The 18,238-nt window shown below is 67.8% G+C and carries 16 protein-coding genes; 11 read left to right on the top strand and 5 right to left on the bottom strand.

Translation table 11 applies throughout. The features are described 5' to 3' along the window. Positions 1-10 precede the first annotated feature (10 nt). The 6 genes from deoC (at position 11) to FHR95_RS14145 (ending at position 5,364) form a co-directional block, all read left to right on the top strand. Positions 11-787 (top strand): deoxyribose-phosphate aldolase, encoded by a 777-nt coding sequence (gene deoC / locus FHR95_RS14170; protein WP_040185762.1) that lies wholly within the window; start codon positions 11-13, stop codon positions 785-787. Further along, positions 787-2,127: a thymidine phosphorylase gene (deoA, locus tag FHR95_RS14165; RefSeq protein ID WP_183314907.1), complete on the top strand. Its 1,341-nt coding sequence runs from the start codon at positions 787-789 to the stop codon at positions 2,125-2,127. The genes deoC and deoA overlap by 1 nt, the downstream gene beginning before the upstream one ends. Continuing rightward, positions 2,124-3,419: a phosphopentomutase gene (locus FHR95_RS14160; protein WP_183314906.1), complete on the top strand. Its 1,296-nt coding sequence runs from the start codon at positions 2,124-2,126 to the stop codon at positions 3,417-3,419. Before deoA ends, FHR95_RS14160 begins: the two co-directional genes overlap by 4 nt. Next, positions 3,419-4,153: a purine-nucleoside phosphorylase gene (gene deoD / locus FHR95_RS14155; RefSeq protein ID WP_183314905.1), complete on the top strand. Its 735-nt coding sequence runs from the start codon at positions 3,419-3,421 to the stop codon at positions 4,151-4,153. The genes FHR95_RS14160 and deoD overlap by 1 nt, the downstream gene beginning before the upstream one ends. Further along, entirely contained in the window at positions 4,150-4,557 is a 408-nt protein-coding gene (cdd, locus tag FHR95_RS14150; RefSeq protein ID WP_183314904.1) for a cytidine deaminase, read from the top strand. The genes deoD and cdd overlap by 4 nt, the downstream gene beginning before the upstream one ends. Before the next feature lie 66 nt (positions 4,558-4,623). After that, positions 4,624-5,364, top strand: coding sequence for a dienelactone hydrolase family protein (locus FHR95_RS14145; protein ID WP_040185752.1), 741 nt, complete (start codon positions 4,624-4,626; stop codon positions 5,362-5,364). A gap of 201 nt (positions 5,365-5,565) precedes the next feature. On the opposite strand, the gene FHR95_RS14140 is transcribed toward FHR95_RS14145, so the two are convergent. Together FHR95_RS14140 and FHR95_RS14135 are read right to left on the bottom strand one after the other, a co-directional pair. Continuing rightward, positions 5,566-6,093, bottom strand: a complete 528-nt coding sequence (locus FHR95_RS14140; RefSeq protein ID WP_183314903.1) for a cytochrome b — start codon at positions 6,091-6,093, stop codon at positions 5,566-5,568. A gap of 306 nt (positions 6,094-6,399) precedes the next feature. Continuing rightward, positions 6,400-8,679: a mechanosensitive ion channel domain-containing protein gene (locus FHR95_RS14135; protein WP_425485306.1), complete on the bottom strand. Its 2,280-nt coding sequence runs from the start codon at positions 8,677-8,679 to the stop codon at positions 6,400-6,402. A 132-nt stretch (positions 8,680-8,811) separates the two neighbouring features. On the opposite strand from FHR95_RS14135, the gene FHR95_RS14130 reads away from it, so the two are divergent. Together FHR95_RS14130 and FHR95_RS14125 are read left to right on the top strand one after the other, a co-directional pair. After that, positions 8,812-9,807 carry an amidoligase family protein gene (locus FHR95_RS14130; RefSeq protein ID WP_040185750.1) on the top strand — a complete coding sequence of 332 codons (996 nt, stop codon included), beginning with the start codon at positions 8,812-8,814 and terminating at the stop codon, positions 9,805-9,807. After that, on the top strand, positions 9,804-10,490 hold the full coding sequence (locus FHR95_RS14125) for a gamma-glutamyl-gamma-aminobutyrate hydrolase family protein (RefSeq protein ID WP_040185749.1): 687 nt from the start codon (positions 9,804-9,806) through the stop codon (positions 10,488-10,490). The genes FHR95_RS14130 and FHR95_RS14125 overlap by 4 nt, the downstream gene beginning before the upstream one ends. Positions 10,491-10,610: 120 nt before the next feature. On the opposite strand, the gene FHR95_RS14120 is transcribed toward FHR95_RS14125, so the two are convergent. Then, complete coding sequence (locus tag FHR95_RS14120) at positions 10,611-11,042, bottom strand: OsmC family protein (protein WP_183314902.1); 432 nt, start codon at positions 11,040-11,042, stop codon at positions 10,611-10,613. Between the two features lie 154 nt (positions 11,043-11,196). Between FHR95_RS14120 and FHR95_RS14115 the strand changes: the two genes are divergently transcribed. Further along, on the top strand, positions 11,197-12,081 hold the full coding sequence (locus FHR95_RS14115) for an aldo/keto reductase (RefSeq protein WP_183314901.1): 885 nt from the start codon (positions 11,197-11,199) through the stop codon (positions 12,079-12,081). Here FHR95_RS14115 and FHR95_RS14110 read toward each other — a convergent pair. After that, entirely contained in the window at positions 12,078-12,629 is a 552-nt protein-coding gene (locus FHR95_RS14110; RefSeq protein WP_183314900.1) for a DUF1415 domain-containing protein, read from the bottom strand. The two genes, FHR95_RS14115 and FHR95_RS14110, sit on opposite strands and share 4 nt — an antisense overlap. A gap of 72 nt (positions 12,630-12,701) precedes the next feature. Continuing rightward, positions 12,702-13,427 carry a deoxyribonuclease V gene (gene nfi, locus FHR95_RS14105; protein WP_183314899.1) on the bottom strand — a complete coding sequence of 242 codons (726 nt, stop codon included), beginning with the start codon at positions 13,425-13,427 and terminating at the stop codon, positions 12,702-12,704. 73 nt (positions 13,428-13,500) lie between these two features. Here nfi and FHR95_RS14100 point away from each other — a divergent pair, with 73 nt between their 5' ends. Further along, the gene (locus FHR95_RS14100; protein ID WP_183314898.1) at positions 13,501-14,835 is read left to right on the top strand and encodes an exonuclease SbcCD subunit D; all 1,335 of its coding nucleotides are present in this window, start codon (positions 13,501-13,503) and stop codon (positions 14,833-14,835) included. Then, positions 14,832-18,158: an AAA family ATPase gene (locus FHR95_RS14095; RefSeq protein ID WP_183314897.1), complete on the top strand. Its 3,327-nt coding sequence runs from the start codon at positions 14,832-14,834 to the stop codon at positions 18,156-18,158. The genes FHR95_RS14100 and FHR95_RS14095 overlap by 4 nt, the downstream gene beginning before the upstream one ends. The last annotated feature ends 80 nt before the right edge of the window (positions 18,159-18,238 follow it).

Raw genomic sequence — 18,238 nt, 5'->3', positions numbered from 1 at the left:
GGAAACTTCCATGACCGAACTGCAGCAGGCCGCGCGCCAGGCCCTGGCGCTGATGGACCTTACCAGTCTCAATGACGACGACAGCGACGCTACCATCGAGGCGCTCTGCCAGAGCGCCAAGACACCCGCCGGCACGCCGGCGGCGGTCTGCATCTACCCGGCTTTCGTGGTTACCGCACGGCGCGCGCTGAAGGCCCACGGCCTCGAAGGCATCGTCAAGGTGGCCACGGTCACCAACTTTCCCCACGGCAACGACGACATCATGGCGGCCGCCCGCGAAACCCGCGCGGCCGCGGCCTCCGGCGCCGACGAGGTCGATGTGGTCTTCCCCTGGCGCGCCCTGATGGCCGGCGACGAGGAGACCGGCCGCGAGCTGGTCGAGGCCTGCAAGCAGGCCGCCGGCGATGCCACGCTCAAGGTGATCCTGGAGACCGGCGAGCTCAAGGATCCGGCCCTGATCCGCCGCGCCGGCGAGCTGGCCCTGGAAGGCGGTGCCGACTTCCTCAAGACCTCCACCGGCAAGGTGGCGGTCAACGCCACCCTGGAAGCGGCCGAGACGCTGTTGAGCGTGATCCGTGACAGCGGCCGCGACGTCGGTTTCAAGGCCGCCGGTGGCGTGCGTACCGTCGAGGACGCCCTGGCCTATCTGCAACTCGCCGAGCGCCTGATGGGCGTGGCCTGGATTACGCCAGCTCACTTGCGCTTCGGCGCCTCGGGGCTGCTCGGCAACCTGCTGGAGACCCTGCGCGGCGACGGCCAGGGCAACGCGACGTCCGAGGACGACTGATGGGCCGCCAGACGCTCCCCCAGGAACTGATCCGCGCCAAGCGCGACGGCCTCGCCCTGGGCCGCGACGCGATCCGGCAGCTGGTCGCCGGCATCGCCGATGGCAGCCTCTCGGATGCCCAGGTGGGAGCCCTGGCCATGGCGATTTTCCTGCGGGGCATGGAGGCCGAGGAGACGGTGGCATTGACCGAGGCGATCCGCGACTCCGGCGAGGTGCTCGCCTGGCCCGACCTCGACCTGCCCGGGCCGGTGCTCGACAAGCACTCCACCGGCGGCGTGGGCGACCTCGTCTCGCTGGTGCTCGGCCCCTGGATCGCCGCCTGTGGCGGGCACGTGCCGATGGTCTCCGGCCGTGGACTGGGCCATACCGGCGGCACGCTGGACAAGCTTGAGGCGATCCCCGGCTACTCCGTCACGCCGGATACCGCCACCTTTCGCCGCCTGGTCAAGGAAGTCGGCGTGGCGATCATCGGCCAGACCGCCGACCTGGCGCCGGCCGACAGCCGCCTCTACGCGGTGCGCGACGTCACCGCCACCGTGGAGTCGCTGCCGCTGATCGTCAGCTCGATTCTCGGCAAGAAGCTGGCCTGCGGCCTGGATGCGCTGGTGATGGACGTCAAGAGCGGCAGCGGGGCCTTTATGCCCACTGCCGAAAAATCTCGTGAACTCGCCGAGACCATCGCCGAGGTGGCAAGCCGGGCCGGGACACCGACCACCGCGCTGGTCACCGACATGAGTCAGCCGCTGTCCCCCTGCGCCGGCAATGCCATCGAAGTGCGCGAGGCGCTGCGCCTGCTCGGCGGCGAGAAGCGCCACGGCCGCCTGCTGGCCGTCACCCGCGACCTGGCCGCCGAGCTGCTGCTGGCTGGCCGCCTGGCCGACTCTCGCGATGCGGCCCTGGTGCGGCTCGACGAGACGCTGGCCTCAGGAGCGGCCGCCGAGCGTTTTGCGCGCATGGTGGCCGGGCTCGGCGGCCCCCGTGACCTGCTGGAGGACCCCGGCCGCTATCTGCCCGAGGCGCCGGTCACTCGAGCAGTGCATGCCACGCACCCAGGCCGGATCGAGGAGATCGATACCCGCGCCCTGGGCCTGGCCGTGGTGGCCCTTGGCGGTGGCCGACGCGCCCCCGGCGAGGCCATCGACCCCGCCGTCGGGCTATCACGCATCGCTTCCCTGGGCGAAGCCGTGGACGCCGAGCGCCCGCTGGCGCTGGTTCACGCCGCCAGCGCCGACGACGCCGATCGGGCTGCCCGGCAGGTCCGCGACGCCATCCAGGTAGGCGATGGCCCTGTCACGTCCCTACCGCTGATTCATGACATCATCCGTCGGGAGGCCCCATGACCCGCGCCATCGTGCTCGTGCTCGACTCCTTCGGCATCGGCGCAACGCCGGATGCCGCCCGTTTCGGCGATGCCGGTGCCGATACCCTGGGTCATATCGCCGCCGCCTGTGCCCGCGGAGCATGCGACCTTCCAAGTGGCCCCGGCGCGGGCCGCCAAGGGCCGCTAGAGCTGCCGAATCTGGCACGCCTGGGGCTCTTGCATGCCCACCACGCCAGCACCGGCAACTGGGCCGAGGGCCTCACGCTGCCTGACGCGGTCGTCGGCGCCTGGGGCCATGCCCGGGAGCTCTCCTCCGGCAAGGACACGCCCTCCGGTCACTGGGAAATCGCCGGCGTCCCGGTGCGCTTCGAGTGGGGCTATTTCCCGAACAAGCAGCAGAGTTTCCCGCCCGAGTTGCTTGAGGCCCTGGTGCAGGAGGCGGGGCTACCCGGCGTAATCGGCGACTGCCACGCCTCCGGCACCGAGATCATCACCCGGCTCGGCGAGGCACACGTCGAGAGTGGCAAGCCCATCGTCTATACCTCGGCAGACTCGGTGTTCCAGATCGCCGCCCATGAAGAGGCTTTCGGCCTGGAGCGGCTCTATTCTGTCTGCGAGACCGCCCGCCGGCTGCTCGCGCCCTACAACATCGGCCGGGTGATCGCCCGCCCCTTTCTCGGCGAAAGGGCGGCCGGCACGGACGCCGCCAGCTTCACCCGCACGGCAAATCGTCGCGACTACAGCGTCGAGCCACCCGCCCCGACGGTGCTTCAGAAGCTGCATGACGATGGCGGCACGGTGGTGGGCATCGGCAAGATCGCCGATATCTACGCCCACTGCGGCATCACGCGAACGCTGAAGGCCAGCGGCCATGACGCCCTGATGGATGCCACCCTGGCGGCCATGGACGACACCGGCGCGCACAGCCTGATCATGACCAACTTCGTGGATTTCGACATGGTTCACGGTCACCGCCGTGACGTGGCCGGCTACGCCGCAGCCCTCGAGCACTTCGACGCTCGCCTGCCCGAGCTGCTGGGCAAGCTGCAGGACGATGACCTGCTGATTCTCACCGCTGACCATGGCTGCGACCCCACCTGGACGGGCACCGACCATACTCGCGAGCACATTCCGGTGCTGGCGCTGGGCGCCGGCCTCACCGCGGGCCCGCTGGGGGCCCGCGAGACCTTCGCCGACATCGGCCAGAGCCTGGCGAGCCACCTGGGCCTTGCGCCCATGGACGACGGCGAGAGCTTTCTTCCATCTGCCGCGTCTTCCACCCCGCTATCCAACGCAACGGGAGGTCACTGATGGCCACACCCCATATCAATGCCGAGCGCGGCGATTTCGCCGATACCGTACTGATGCCCGGCGACCCGCTGCGCGCCCGCTACATCGCCGAGACCTTTCTCGACGAGGTGCGCGAGGTCAACACGGTGCGCAGCATGTCCGGCTATACCGGACGCTACAAGGGCCGCGAGATCTCGGTGATGGGCCATGGCATGGGCATTCCCTCGGTCTCCATCTACGCCAAGGAGCTGATCACCGAGTACGGCGTGGGCACGCTGATTCGTGTCGGTTCGTGCGGTGCGGTACGCGACGACGTGGCGGTGCGCGACGTCGTGATCGGCCTGGGTGCCTGCACCGACTCCGGCGTCAACCGCACGCGGTTCGGCGGCATGGACTTCGCCGCCACCGCCGACTTCGCCCTGACGCGAGCGCTGGCCGACGCCGCCAGTGATCTTGGCGTGGCAGCGCGGATCGGCAACCTCTTTTCGGCGGATCTCTTCTACGACCCGCGGCCGGAGACCGCCGAGCTGCTCAAACGCTACGCTATCGTCGGCGTGGAGATGGAGGCCGCCGGCCTCTATGGTGTTGCCGCCGAGTTCGGCGCCCGCGCGGCCACCGTCTGTACCGTCTCCGACCATATCCTCAAGGGCGACTCCCTCGACAGCACCGCGCGCGAGCGAAGCTTCGACGAGATGATGGAGATCGCCCTGGAGAGCGTGCTGCGCGATGACGCGGCAAAGGGAATCACGTCATGAACGAGACCGTCGATACCGACATCGTCGCGGCACTGCTGGCGGTGCGCGAGCGCGCCTATGCGCCCTACTCCCGCCATCCGGTGGGCGCCCTGGTAGTCAGCGAGAGCGGCACCCGCTACGCCGGGGCCAACGTGGAGGTGGCCCACTACAAGGGCATCTGCGCCGAGGCCTCGGCGCTCGCCGCCATGGCCAGCGCCGGCGAGCGCCAGCTGCGCGAGGTCTGGGTGATCGGTCCCGGCCGGCACCTCTGCACGCCCTGCGGCGACTGCCGCCAGCGCATCCGCGAGTTCGCCACCCCCGAGACCCGCATCCGCGTGGTGGATGCCGAGGGCGGATTGCTCAAGACGTACGACATGGAGGCGCTGCTGCCGGACTCCTTCGGGCCCGAGAACCTGAGCCCCTAGGCCCTGCAAGACTGGTGACAGCGGCTATGCTTTCGTCTCTCACTCTGGAAACGTCGGAGCCTGCTCATGTTTCGCGCCATCGACATTCCCGCCGCCGACGGCACCATCGATGCCTATATCGTCACGCCCGACAACGCCGCCGGCCCGCTGCCGGCGGTGGTGCTGTTCTCCGATATCGGCGGCCTGCGCCCCTGCTATCACGAGAAGGCCCAGCAGATCGCCGACAACGGCTACGCCGTGCTGATGCCCAACCTCTACTACCGCGACGCAGCAGGCAGGGTGGTACCGGAGGGCACGTCCTTTCGCGACCCGGACGTGCGGCCGACCCTGCTCGACTATGCCGCCCGCCTGACACCCGAAGCACAGGCTCGAGACTTCCGCGCCCTGCTGAGCTGCCTCGATAGCGAAGCCGAGTTCGCACACGGCGAGGTGGGCGTGGTCGGCTACTGCATGACCGGCGCTTTCGCACTGCGCATGGCGGCCCAACACCCTGATCGCGTGGCCGCCGCGGCCGGCTTCCACTCGGCTCGCCTGGCACCGGATGACGGTCCCGACAGTCCCGCGCAGGTGGTCAATGCCATCGAAGCGCGGGTCTATTTCGGTCATGCCGACCAGGATGCGCTGTTGCCGCCCGAGCAGATCGCCCGCCTGGACGAGGCATTGGCCCGGGCCGGCGTGCACTTCACCACGGAGCTCTACAAGGGCGCCGCCCACGGCTTCACCGCCAAGGATGCCCCGTCCTACGACGCGGCCGCCGATGCCCTGCACCATAAGCGGCTCGCCATGCTCCTGGAAGAGACACTGTAAGGCGACGCCGATGGGGGACAGGAAAAGGTAAAGCTAACGGCCCGTTCGATCTTTTGACGGGAAGCACGATCAGGTTGTACCGATATAACGCTCGGCTAACGCGCCGATTTGGAACGGCGAAGCAGCGGATCGCTCGTTCTGAAGCCGACGGTTAACCCTGCGCCGGTTGCTGCCCTTGTTAGAGCTGCAACGCGAAATGGCTTACAGGTCTGAAGGTGTTTCCTGTCTCTTGTCCACTGCGTAGTGCCGGATGGCGCCGAGAAAATGCAGCATAAGTAAAGCCGGAAGGACATATATGCCAATGTTCAAATGGATCCATTCCATAGGCTCATGGATAATCGATAGGCTCTCCAGTGGTACGCAAACGGAAAACCACCCGAAGACATCCATGCATTCGTTCTCCGTGAACAGATACATTGGTCCACTGACGACCTGGAGTGCGAGTAGAATGAGTATCGCCCGGTGTACCAAATAGGCAGCCCAGCGCTCCATTGCCGTTGGCCCGACGTTTGCGGGGAAGCCTTCGTACAGCCTGAACATCACCCTCCAGGCGACGAAGATCAACACAAAGAATCCCAACGAAATATGAACCGCCATCACATATTCTGCTATCGCCTCTGAGGGTGCTGCCCCCGCTGCGAAGCCGAGCACAAGCATCACGACGACAAGCAATGCGGTAACCCAATGATTGATAGTAGATATAGCCGAGTAGCGGCCGGGATCAGTCATCTCCTCCCCCCTTTGTCGATGGGCTAACAGATAGTAAAGACGCACTCTATGCCGGTGCGAACGTGCCAGCACGTTTATCCAGCACGAGCAGCCTGCCAATGCTCACGAAAGCTGTTGATCCTTTACAACGTTCACTAAAACTAGACGTTATATCCAAAATTCGCTCGCCTGCTGCCTTTGCGTCCATAGCCACTCCTCATGAACCGGCTCCAGCCAAGGGAAGGCCCCCTCACGGCACAGGCGGGAGACCTTCAGAGGCAGGCTGTCGCGACGTTCGACAGTGATCCCATGCCGCGCCATGCGTGACTAGACCGGGTCCGGGGAGCTGCCTCGGGGGCTGGTATCGCCGGCGGGGTCGGCGATACCGGCCTCACCGGGCTGCCGACCGCTGGCATCGCGCTCCTCGGCGCCCTCGCCGGTTCCATCCAGGCGGCCCCCGCCACGTCCTTCCATGCTGACGCTGAGCCGCGGCACGCCGAGGTCGACGGACTGCTGCTCCATGCGCTGCTTGAGCAGCAGGTTGAAGGCCCGTGACACGTCCCACTGCATTTCTGGCGCCGTACGGAAGCGCATGCGCAGGATGGCGCAGCCGTCGTCGAAACTGTCGATGCCCTGCATCTCGAGCGGCGACCAGATGTAGTGGCGCATCATCGGATCCCGGCGCAGTTCCAGCGCGGTCTCCTGCATCAGGGTGGTGGCATCGTCGATCTTCATGTCGAAGGGGATGCGGACCCGCATCAAGGCGATGCCGAACTGGCGCGACATGTTGTGGATGGACTCGATGCGACTGAAGGTGATGATGTGGACGACCGCGTCCAGGTCGCGCAGGCGTACGGTACGCAGCGTCAGCCCCTCGACGGTGCCAATGTGGCCATTGATCCTGACGAAGTCGTCCACCGCCAGCGAATCCTCGATGAGGATGAAGATGCCGGTGATCAGGTCCTGTACCAGGGTCTGGGCGCCGAAACCGACGGCCAGGCCGATCACCCCCGCACCGGCCAGCAGCGGCGTGACGTTCACGCCGAGGTTGGCCAGGCCGACGATCGAGGCAACGATCACGATGGTGGCAAAGATGATGTTACGGATCATCGGCGTGATGGTCTGCGCGCGCGCCAGGTTGACCCGGCGCCCGCGGGCCCGTGCGGGGCTGGTCAGGGCGCGCTGGATGGCGGTGTCGGCAAAGATCCAGATCAACCAGGCCAGCAGCACGGTGAAGCCAATCGCCAGCAGCGCCTGGCCGATGCGCACACTGGCCACCCCCTGCTGGCCGATCCCGATCAGCGACGCCCCCCATACCTGCAGCGAAAGCTCCGCAAAGGCGATCCAGGCCAGCACATGAGCCAGCGCATAGCCGAAGCGCTCCAGGCGCTTGCGATAGTCGCTCAGCCGGCGGCGCTTGGCGCGACGCTCGCCGTGCCGTCGGATCAGGCCAGTGACGACCAGGGTCAGCACCAGCAGCGATGCGGAGATGATCGAGCGGGCCAGCGCCGTCCCCACATCACCCACCGTGATGAAGATCGCCAGCAGCGAGCCTCCCACCAGCAACATGGCCGGCACATGCCACAAGCCGCCAACCAGCCGAACCACCTCGGAGGAGCTACCTTTGTCGCGTCGCAAGGAATAGGGACGGTTACGGATCAAGTGCTTGATGGGCCGCTTGAAGCGCAGGATGAAGCGACCACTGATCAGTGCCGCCAGCACGTTGGCCAGCACCGACATCAGGCTCGCCAGATCGTCGCCCATGATCCCCGAGAGGCGAGCGGAGTTGAAGGCATCGCCCAGCGCGATCAGCGCGCCAATGACGAACAGCGGCCTGAGGCTCTGCTGCTGGAGGATCTGGACGGCGATGAAGCGATGACCGCTGGTAAATACCGAGATTACCGTCTCCACCACCACCGACAGGGTACGCCCGCAGAGCGCGATATAGGCAATGACCAGCGATGCGGTGCGGCCCGAACTCTCCGGCACCAGTTGGGCGATGCCCAGCACCAGCAAAAACGCCAGCGTCCACGGCAGCATGCGGCGCAGGAAGTGCACAATCAGCAGCCAGGCGCGTGGCTCGCGAGGCAGGTCCAGCGGCCAATCGCGGCGCTTGGCCAGCAGCCGCCCAAGGGCGATCAGGATCACCAGCAGCCCGGCCCAGATCACCAGTAGCACGGTCATTTCGATGACGAAGCGCAGCAGCTCGGCATTGCCGGTCTGCACCATCAGGTCCACCAGATCGGACCAGCCCTGGCGAAGCTGCCGCCGCCATTCGTCCATCGGCGACTGGCCGGCCTCGGCCTGTTCGCCGAGGTCGTTGATGGTATCCGCCAGGGCACCAAGAAGGCCCTGGGGACGGGTGATGCCGGCGTCCTCGGCCGCCGGTTGATGGCTCTGCTGCAGCTGGCGCAGGCTCTCCAGCAGGGCCTGGCGCTGTTCGGCATCCTCGAGCGTGGTGATCACCTCATCCAGCGAGGCCTGGAAGGCCTCGGGATCGTGGGAAGCGGGCTGCTCCCCGCTGCCCGGTGTCAGGACGGAAAGAGGCGTGGACTGGGCCAGGGCCGCCGTCGACAGCAGCAGCAGACAGCCCAGCAGGCTGCGCATCAGCAGCAGCATGCGGTTTGCGTCAGGCACTCGTTAGACTCCCTGGCATTTGATCTCCCTGGTGAACCCCGCGCCCATGCTGCGCGGGGCAATATGATAGGCTGCCGACATCACGCATTACAGGATGCCGACATGACGCCACAATCGCCACCCGAACCGCGCAATGCTGACGGCAAGACGCGTCGCGTCGGTGTCGAGATCGAGTTTGCCGGCCTGCCACCTCGCAAGACAGCAGAGCTGGTCGGCGAGCTGTTCGGCGGCACCATCGAGGTACTGAGCCCTCATCGCCTCAGGGTGGCCGGCACCCGCTGGGGCGAATTCGGCATCGAGCTGGACACCCAGTATGCGCATCCGGACGAGGCCGTGGTGGATGCCGAGGCCGCCGGCGACAGCGAATGGGCGCGCATGCGCCTGGATTTCCATACCCGGACCCGGGAGCTGATCGGCGATGTGGTCACCGGCCTGGTGCCCACCGAGATCGTTTGTCCGCCGGTCCCCTGGGACGAGCTCGAAGAGCTCGATGCCCTCTTCGAGGCACTGCGCTACCAGGGCGCCAAGGGCACCGACGCCAGTCTGCTCTATGGCTTCGGCCTGCACCTCAATCCCGAGGTGCCAAGCCTCGAAGCGGAAAGCCTGCTGGCCTACCTGCGGGCCTACCTGCTGAGCGCCGCCTGGCTGCGCGAGCAGATTCACGTGGATATCACCCGCGAGGTCCTGCCGCACGCCAACCCTTTTCCCCGAGCCTATGCGCTCAAGATACTCGACCCGGATTATGCACCGGACCTGGACACCCTGATCGACGACTATCTGGCCGATAACCCGACCCGAAACCGCGAACTGGACATGTTTCCACTGTTCGCCTACCTGCGCCCGGACCACCCCCATGAGCTGCTGCGCACCAAGCTGGTCAAGCCACGCCCCACCTTTCACTATCGACTGCCCAATGCCCAGCTCTCCGAGCCGGGCTGGGGGGCGGTGGCCGAGTGGAACCGCTGGCTGGAAGTCGAGCGCCTGGCCACCACCCCGGACACGCTGGCCGAGAGAAGCGAACAGTTCCTGGCGCGTCACCGCCCCTCTCTGCCGCGCCGCTGGCTCACCCGCCTGCGCCGCTGGGTGACGCGCCGATGAGTCATTCCACACGCCCCCTGATCGGTATCACCACCTCCGACGCCAAGAGCCGTATCGCCTGGTGGTTCGACTGGTTCGCCGTCTGGCGCCACGGTGGACGCCCGCTGCGGCTGTCGCCCATGCGCCCCTTCCCCGACGCCCTCGATGGCCTGATCATCGGCGGCGGGGACGATATCCAGGCCCACCTCTACAACGCCGAGGTGCAACTCGACGTCCGCCTCGACCCACAGCGCGACGAGCTCGAACTCGAACTGCTGGAGCGCTTCATCCCTGAGGGCAAGCCCGTACTGGGTATCTGCCGCGGCGCGCAGCTGATCAATGTCTACCAGGGCGGCACCCTCGACCCGGATATCTACACCACCCATGAAGGCCTCAAGCGGCGGCGTACCGTGCTGCCTCGCAAGACCGTGGATATCGTCGCCGACAGCCAGCTGCATCGCATCCTCAAGGTCAGCTGGTGCCGTATCAACAGCCTGCACCATCAGGCGGTACAGCGAACGGGAAAAGGCATCGAGATCGTCGCCCGTGACCGCGATGGCCTGGTGCAGGGTATCGAGTCTCGCGACCACGAGTTCCTGATCGGCGTACAGTGGCACCCCGAATGGCTGGTCTTCAATCGCCCTCAGCAGCGACTGGTTCGTGCCCTGGTCAAGGCCGCCAAACGCGGCATCGCCTCTTCGTAGCGCGACTCGGGAAACCACAGCGGCCCGCCACGCCAAGGCGCCCGATACAAGAACGCCGGGGCCACCCATGGGTGGCCCCGGCGTCGATATGAGCCGGTCGATCAGACCGGCTGTCTGTCGTTAGCCTTCCAGCTTGGCCGAGAGAGTGATCTCGGCATTGAACAGCTTCGAGACCGGGCAGCCCTCCTTGGCCTTGTTGGCCGCGTCCTGAAACGCCGCATCGTCGGCGTCCGGGATCTTCGCCACGGTGTCGAGGTGGATGGCCGTAATGGCGAAACCGCCCTCGACCTCCGCCAGGGTCACCTTGGCCTCGGTGGCGATGCGCTCGGCGGTCAGGCCGGCCTCTCCCAGGATCATCGACAGGGCCATGGAGTAGCAGCTGGCATGGGCGGCGCCGATCAGCTCCTCCGGATTGGACCCCGCCTCGCCCTCGAAGCGCTTGGCGAAGCTGTAGGGGACGTCCTGGATCACGCCACTCTGGGTGGACACGGTGCCTTTGCCGTCCTTGAGACCGCCCTGCCAGACTGCACTACCAGTTTTGTGAATGCTCATGTCGACTCCTTATCGTTGTCAGGTACGAACCGTTGCCACTTCACCATACAGCATGGGGATGCCCATCTCCTGACACAAGGCCGATTGCATCGAAGACGGTCAGCAGCCAGACTTCATGGAAACTATTTCCACAACACTCACGAGAGAGGTTCCCATGCCGAAATCGCCCAGCGTGCAGCTCGCCGCCACCGCCCATGAGCCGGCCATCGACCTGCCGGCCATCGGCCAGGGCACCTGGTACCTCGGCGAGGGGCTGGCCCCGCGCCGTGACGAGGTACGGGCCCTGCAGCATGGCCTGGCCCATGGCCTGACCCTGATCGACACCGCCGAGATGTATGGCGATGGCGGCGCCGAGGACGTGGTGGGCGAGGCGCTGGCGGGTCACCGCGACGCGGCCTTCCTGGTCTCCAAGGTCTATCCCTGGAACGCCGGACGCGAGAGCGCCATCGCCGCCTGCGAGGCGAGCCTCAGGCGTCTTCGCACCGATCACCTCGACCTCTACCTGCTGCACTGGCCGGGCAAAATCCCGCTGGAGGAGACCCTGGAGGCCTTCGAGCGACTGCGCGAGGCGGGCAAGATCCGTCGCTTCGGCGTCTCCAACTTCGACGTCGACGAGATGGCCGCGCTGAGTGCCCTGCCCGACGGCGAGACCTGCGCGGTGAACCAGGTGCTCTACCATCTGGGCTCGCGGGGCATCGAACACTCGCTGCTGCCCTGGCAGCGCGCGCGGGGCATCCCCACCATGGCCTACTGCCCGCTGGCCCAGGCGGGTGGGCTGCGCCGCAACCTGCTCACTCACCCCGAAGTGACCGACATTGCCGCGGAGCTCGGCATCACGGCCGCCCAGCTGCTGCTGGCCTGGGCAATTCGCTCGGTCAATGGCCACAGAGACGTGATCGCGATTCCCAAGGCCACCCGCCTCGCGCATGTGGAGCAGAACGCGGCTGCGCTGGCGGTCGAGCTGGATGCCGAGCACCTGGCCCGCCTCGACGCCGCCTTCCCAGCGCCGACCCACAAGACGCCGCTGGATATTGTCTAGACGCGGCCCTGCAACCTGGCGAGTGCATCCGACAGGACATCATGACCCAGCTCGCGCATGGCCGCGATATTGCGCGCCGGGATGCTCGCCGGGTCGGGGTGGTGGTTGAGCGCCCGTTCCAGCCCCGCCTCGCGCAGCAAATGCCACATCGGGAAGGGTGAACGGTTGGTGAAATTGGCGGGATCCTCCGGCTCGGCATCCGCGAAGACGTACTCAGGGTGAAAGCTCGCCAGCTGATAGGTGCCCTCATAACCCTGCTCGGCGAGCAGCGCCTCGGCGACCTCCAGCAGGTCCAGGTAGTCGTCGAAGGCCTCGAGCCCCGGCGTCAGCACCAGCAGGGTGGTTTCTACCTCGGGGGTGGCATCCAAATGGCGGCACTCATCGAACAGCGCCAGCAGCGCGGCCTCGGGATCGTCGGCCGGCACCGCCACATAGCGGACGCTGTCGCGGGCGACCTCACGGCCGGCGAAGGGACAGACGTCGCGGGCAACCACGAAGGTCTCCACCCAGGTACGGGTGGCGGCAAGGGGGTCGGGGGGTACTCTCATGATCGTCTCGGCAGCGTGGGGAGCAAAAGATACGTGTTGCACTATACCCCCCGGCTCTCTTCTGATCTGCCCCTATCGACGCTCACCGCGCCGCGAGGCCAGGCGATCCGCCAGCCGGGTCGGCTCCGGCAGCTTGGTGCGCCCCAGGCAGCGCGTCACCCAGTCGATCGCCGTGGCCAGCGACACGCGATGCCCCGGCGAGACAAAGATCGGCTTCACCTTCACTCGCGAGCGCAGCACCGCGCCGATCACTTCGTCATCCGGGCCATCCACCAGCGGCGTCCAGTCGCCGCGCTCGGGTCCCGGCTCAGTGTGGCGTCCGCACAGCCGCGACTTGGCAACGCCAATGGTCGGCAGGTCGAGCCACAGCCCCAGGTGGCTGGCCACGCCAATCCGCCGCGGATGGGCAATGCCCTGACCATCCACCATCACCAGTTGCGGCGTCATCGTCAGCCGCTCGAAGGCGGCCAGCGCCGCCGGCACTTCGCGAAACGATAACAGCCCTGGCACATAGGGCATACGCGTCGGCTCGCGATGCACAACCTGCTCCACTATCTCCAAGGTTGCCGGCTCCAGGGTTGCCGGCTCGGACTCGCCTGAGGCCTGCGGCGGCCAGGCCAGCACCACCACCGCGGCACGAGTGATCTCGCCACCCTGTTCGAAGCCGATATCCACCCCGGCGATCCGGCGTACCGGCTCCAGGCGGTCGGCGCGTTCCACATACCCGGCCAGGCGCGTCTGCAGGGCGATGGCCTCACGCGGGGCAAGGTTCCAGTCGTGGAGATCTGCGCTCGGCATGGAGACTCCTGAACAGCCGCTTGTGAGTGACGTAGACTATCGCCCCCGGCACGCAGGCAGGAAGGGAGACCTGATGAAACTGATTCATACCGCCGACTGGCACCTGGGCCAGAGCTTCCATGGCCAGGAGCGCCATGCCGAGCATCGCGCCTTTCTCGGCTGGCTGCTCGACACCCTGGTGGAACGCCGTGCCGACGCCCTGCTGGTGGCCGGCGATATCTTCGACGTGGTCAATCCTTCGCTGCGCGCCCAGGAGCTGCTCTATGACTTCATCGTCTCCGCTCACCAGCGGCTGCCGCTCCTCGACATCGTGCTGATCGCCGGTAACCACGACAGCGGCAACCGCATCGAGCTGCCGGCCCCGCTGATGCGCCGGCTGCGCACCCACGCCCTGGGCCGGGTGCGCTGGCTGGACGACGGCAGCCTGGACGCCGAGCACCTGCTGGTGCCACTCACCGACGCAAACGGCGAGACCCGCGCCTGGTGCCTGGCGTTGCCCTTCCTGCGCCCTGCCGAGGTGACCGGTTCAGCGCTGGCCAGCGAGGCGATCGACGAGGCGGCGCCCAACGACTACGTCAGCGGCATCAGCCGCGTTCACGCCCAGCTGATCGAGGCCGCGCGCGCCCGGCGCCGGCCCGGTCAGGCGCTGGTGGCGATGAGCCACGCCCACCTGCACGGCGCGGCGGTCTCCGAGGCCAGCGAGCGGCCCATCGTGATCGGCGGCGAGGAAGCGATCTCCGCCACCCTCTTCCCGCCTGACATCGCCTACGTGGCGCTGGGCCACCTGCACCGCGCCCAGCAGGTCGGCGAAGCGCGCATCCGCTACAGCGGCAGTCCCCTGCCGCTGGACTTCAGCGAGGTAGCCTACCCCCATCAGGTGGTGGAGGTCACCCTCGACGGCGAGGCCCTGGCCGCGACAGAGACGCTCCCCGTGCCGCGCCCGGTGGCCATGCTGCGCGTTGGCCCTGCGCCCCTCGATAAGGTACTGGCCGAGCTCGAGGCGCTGAACGACGATCCCGACCTGTCTGGCGCTCGGGGGTGGGAGTTATCACCCGCTCGGGGTCGGGCGCTATCGCGAGAGCACTGGCCCTGGCTGGAGGTTCGTGTCGAACTCGACGCGCCGATTCCCGACCTGCGTGCCCGGGTGGAGGCGGCCCTTGAAGGCAAGGCGCTGCGCCTGCTGCGCCTCGAGCGTCGCCTGCCCCGGGTCGAGCGCGAGGCGCAGCAGGCGCATGTCGACCTGGAGACCCTCGGCCCACGCAAGCTCTTCGAACGCACCTGGGCGCAACACTGGGGCCAGCCACCGGGTGACAACGTGCTTGCCGACTTCGACCGGCTCTGCCAGGACGTGCTCGACGCCGACGCTGACGATGCCGACGGTGCAGGTGACCAGGAGGGCCGTACATGAGGATTCTCGCCCTGCGCCTGGAGAACCTGGCCTCGCTGCCCGGCCCGCTGGCGCTCGACTTCACCGTGGCCCCGCTGCGCGACGCGGGCCTCTTCGCCATTACCGGCCCCACCGGCGCCGGCAAGAGCACGCTGCTCGACGCCCTGTGCCTGGCACTCTATGGCAGCACGCCACGGCTGCGCCGGGCGCCCGCTCGCGACAGCCAGATCGACGACACGGCGGACTCCACGCTGACCACCAGCGACCCGCGCACCCTGCTGCGCCGCGGTACCGCTGCCGGCTTCGCCGAGGTGGACTTCCTGGGCCGCGACGGACGCCGCTACCGCGCCCGCTGGGCGGTGCGGCGCGCCCGGGAAAAGGTGGCCGGCAAGCTGCAGAAGGCCGAGCAGTCACTGCGCGACCTCGAAGACGACCGGCTGCTCACTACCCAGAAGCGCGAGTTCGACCGCCTGCTGCCGGAGCGCCTGGGGCTCACCTTCGACCAGTTCACCCGCGCCGTGCTGCTCGCCCAGAGCGAGTTCGCCGCCTTCCTCCAGGCCGATGACAATGAGCGCAGCGACCTGCTGGAGCGCCTTACCGGCACCGCCGAGTACTCGGCGATCTCCATGGCCGCCTACCGCCGTGCCAGCGAGGCCAGGAAGGCCGTGGATGCTCTGGAAGCGAAGCTGGCCGACGACCGACCCGCCGACGCCGAGGCTCGCAGCGAGCTGGAACACGCTGCCACTGCCACCCAGCAGGCACTCACTGACCTGCAGGCCCAGGCGGAATCGCTCCAGGCCAAGCGCCGCTGGCACGAGGAGGATGACCGGCGGCACGCGGCCTACCGCGATGGTCTGGCACGGCAAGAGACAGCCGACGCGGAGTGGCACGCGCTCGCTGATCTGCGGGCCGACCGCAAGTGGCGCCGGCTGATTGCCCCGCGGCGCCATGCCTTTACCCGCCAGGCCGCCCTGCCCGGCGAGATCGCCGCCCTGGAATCGGCTCACGCCGAGACCGTGCAAGCGCGGGACGCCGTTGCGGCCGAGCAGCAGGCGGCAGAGACCGCTCAGACGCAGGCCGAGCAGGCACTCAACGAGGCCACCGAGGCCCGACGCCGCGCCGAGCCCGCCCTTCACGAGGCCAGGGTGGAGGCCCAGCGCCTTGCCACCCAGGAGAAACAGCTCAGCGACCTGGAGGCGGCCCGCACCCTGCAGCAGACACAGGCCGACGCCCTTGCCCGCGAGCATTGCAGGGCCAAAGAGAATCAGCAGGCCAAGGAACGGCAACGCAAGGAGTGGCAGGCAGCTCTCGAGCAGTGGGTGGGCGCTCACTCACATCTGGATGAGGCCCGCCAGGCTGCCCAGCAGGCGCACGACCGAGCCGCCCGGCGTCATCTGGCGCTGGAGGAGCTGACCAGCCGCTGGCAGGAACTCCGCCGCTGCGAACTGGCCCTGACGAATCTGGCCAGGCACCTCAGCGAGGATGAGAGCCGTCGTGACCGATTGCTGGCCGAGGGGCAGACCGCCCGAGAACAGCTGGACAGGGCCCAGAGCCATCTCGACAGCATCGGCGCGCTGATCGATCGCAGCCGCGCGGTGCGCAGTGAGAGCGTGGTGCGGCTGCGCGAGGCCCTGCAGGAGGGCGAGCCCTGCCCGGTGTGCGGTGGCCACGATCACCCCTGGCGGCAGCATCCGCCGGCCACGCCGGAGGCCGCCCAGCTTGAGGCCCAGGAGGCGGAGGAAGCCCGCCAGCTCAGCGAGGCCCGCGAAGCGCGCGACGCGGCCCAGCAGCGGCGCGATGAGCTGCTGGGCGAGTACCGCGCCGTGGAGGCCGCCCTCGCTCAGCATCGGCAGGACAAGGCAACGACCGAGCGCCAGCGGGATAGCGCCCGCCAGGCCCTGGAGGCGCATCCCCTGCAGGAAGAATTCGCCACCATCAGCGAGCCCGAGCGCGAGGGCTGGCTACAGACCCAGAGTGAGCAAAGCGAGACCCAGCGCCACCGGGAACAACAGCGCCTGGATGAACTGGCCAAGGCCGAGGCCGAGCTGGCACCGCTGGAGCAGGCACTGCAGGAGGGCCGGGTGGCGCTCGCGCGTCTCGAGGCCCGCCATGGCGAGCTCGTCCGGGAGCTTGGCGACCTCGACGAACGTTTGCCTCCCCTGCGGCAGCAGCGCGACGAACTCGCCCGCGCCCTCGCTGCAAGACTCGGCGATCACGCCTCGCCGGACGCCTGGCAGCAGCAACTCGACAGGGCCCAGGAGCGCGCCCGAAATAGGCGTGATGACGCCCAGGCGAGGCTGCACAAGGCCCAGCATGCGCACCAGCGCCTCGCCCAGCAGGCCAGGCACGAGGCCGAGCAGCTCGACCAGCGACGCCAGGAGCAGAAGACCCTGGCCCGCGAGCTCACCGAATGGCGTCAGGCGCATCCCGAGCTGAGCGATGCCACCCTGGCGCGATTGCTCGGCCAGTCCGAGGAGGAGGCCCGGCAGGAGGAACAGCGGCTCGAAGCAGCCGACCAGGCCCGCCAGCGCGCCGCCGCCACTCTGGCCGAACGGCGCGACGCCCTGCTGCGCCACCGCCGCGACCAGGGGCTGATCGAGGGCAACAGCGAGGAAACCAGCGAGGAAGACGGCGACGAAGCGCTGATCAGCCACGCCGTGGCCGAGACACTACAACGCCGCCACGAGGCCCTGAGCGAGGCACAGGCCGAGCTGGCTCCTCGCCTGGACGAGGCCCAGCGGGTCCGCGACCAGGCCGCCTTCGCGCTCAGCGACGACGAGCGCAAGCGTGAGCGCCGCAAGGCCGGCCAGGCCGAGCTGGACGCCGCCCAGGCCGAGTTCCGCCGCTGGGGTCAGATCAGCGAGCTGATCGGCTCCGCCGACGGCAAGACCTTCCGGCGCATCGCCCAGGCCTACAACCTGGAGCAGTTGCTCGAGCACGCCAACGTACACCTGGCCGGCCTGAGCCGTCGCTATCGACTGGTGCGCGGCGGCAGCCCGCTGGGCCTGCTGGTAGAAGACTTCGATATGGGCGATGAGCGCCGCTCGGTGCACTCCCTCTCCGGTGGCGAGACCTTCCTGGTCTCGCTGGCGCTCGCCCTGGGGCTCGCCTCCATGGCCTCGGGCGAGCTCACCATCGAATCGCTGTTCATCGACGAAGGCTTCGGCAGCCTCGACCCGCAATCCCTGGCGCTGGCCATGGAGGCACTCGACGGCCTGCAGGCGCTGGGCCGCCGCGTCGGCGTGATCTCCCACGTGCAGGAGATGCATGAGCGCATCCCGGTGCAGATCCAAGTGGAGCCGCTGGGCAATGGCACCAGCCGGGCGAAGCTAGGTTCTGTCTGAAAAGTTGGCACGCAAGCAGCGATCTATGCAGGCCAGGCATACCATCGCTTTGAAGCTGCTGGCCAACTTGTCGTAGCGGG

This window comes from Halomonas fontilapidosi (assembly GCF_014192285.1).
Taxonomy (GTDB): domain Bacteria; phylum Pseudomonadota; class Gammaproteobacteria; order Pseudomonadales; family Halomonadaceae; genus Halomonas; species Halomonas fontilapidosi.
Note: the sequence above shows the minus strand (reverse complement) of the source record. Positions and strands in the feature narration are given on the sequence as shown.

Excerpts from the sequence above, each read along its gene's own strand:
- deoC (WP_040185762.1), top strand. The coding sequence starts at position 11 with ATGACCGAACTGCAGCAGGCCGCGCGCCAGGCCCTGGCGCTGATGGAC.
- deoA (WP_183314907.1), top strand. The coding sequence starts at position 787 with ATGGGCCGCCAGACGCTCCCCCAGGAACTGATCCGCGCCAAGCGCGAC.
- FHR95_RS14160 (WP_183314906.1), top strand. The coding sequence starts at position 2,124 with ATGACCCGCGCCATCGTGCTCGTGCTCGACTCCTTCGGCATCGGCGCA.
- deoD (WP_183314905.1), top strand. The coding sequence starts at position 3,419 with ATGGCCACACCCCATATCAATGCCGAGCGCGGCGATTTCGCCGATACC.
- cdd (WP_183314904.1), top strand. The coding sequence starts at position 4,150 with ATGAACGAGACCGTCGATACCGACATCGTCGCGGCACTGCTGGCGGTG.
- FHR95_RS14145 (WP_040185752.1), top strand. The coding sequence starts at position 4,624 with ATGTTTCGCGCCATCGACATTCCCGCCGCCGACGGCACCATCGATGCC.
- FHR95_RS14140 (WP_183314903.1), bottom strand. The coding sequence starts at position 6,093 with ATGACTGATCCCGGCCGCTACTCGGCTATATCTACTATCAATCATTGG.
- FHR95_RS14135 (WP_425485306.1), bottom strand. The coding sequence starts at position 8,679 with ATGCGCAGCCTGCTGGGCTGTCTGCTGCTGCTGTCGACGGCGGCCCTG.
- FHR95_RS14130 (WP_040185750.1), top strand. The coding sequence starts at position 8,812 with ATGACGCCACAATCGCCACCCGAACCGCGCAATGCTGACGGCAAGACG.
- FHR95_RS14125 (WP_040185749.1), top strand. The coding sequence starts at position 9,804 with ATGAGTCATTCCACACGCCCCCTGATCGGTATCACCACCTCCGACGCC.
- FHR95_RS14120 (WP_183314902.1), bottom strand. The coding sequence starts at position 11,042 with ATGAGCATTCACAAAACTGGTAGTGCAGTCTGGCAGGGCGGTCTCAAG.
- FHR95_RS14115 (WP_183314901.1), top strand. The coding sequence starts at position 11,197 with ATGCCGAAATCGCCCAGCGTGCAGCTCGCCGCCACCGCCCATGAGCCG.
- FHR95_RS14110 (WP_183314900.1), bottom strand. The coding sequence starts at position 12,629 with ATGAGAGTACCCCCCGACCCCCTTGCCGCCACCCGTACCTGGGTGGAG.
- nfi (WP_183314899.1), bottom strand. The coding sequence starts at position 13,427 with ATGCCGAGCGCAGATCTCCACGACTGGAACCTTGCCCCGCGTGAGGCC.
- FHR95_RS14100 (WP_183314898.1), top strand. The coding sequence starts at position 13,501 with ATGAAACTGATTCATACCGCCGACTGGCACCTGGGCCAGAGCTTCCAT.
- FHR95_RS14095 (WP_183314897.1), top strand. The coding sequence starts at position 14,832 with ATGAGGATTCTCGCCCTGCGCCTGGAGAACCTGGCCTCGCTGCCCGGC.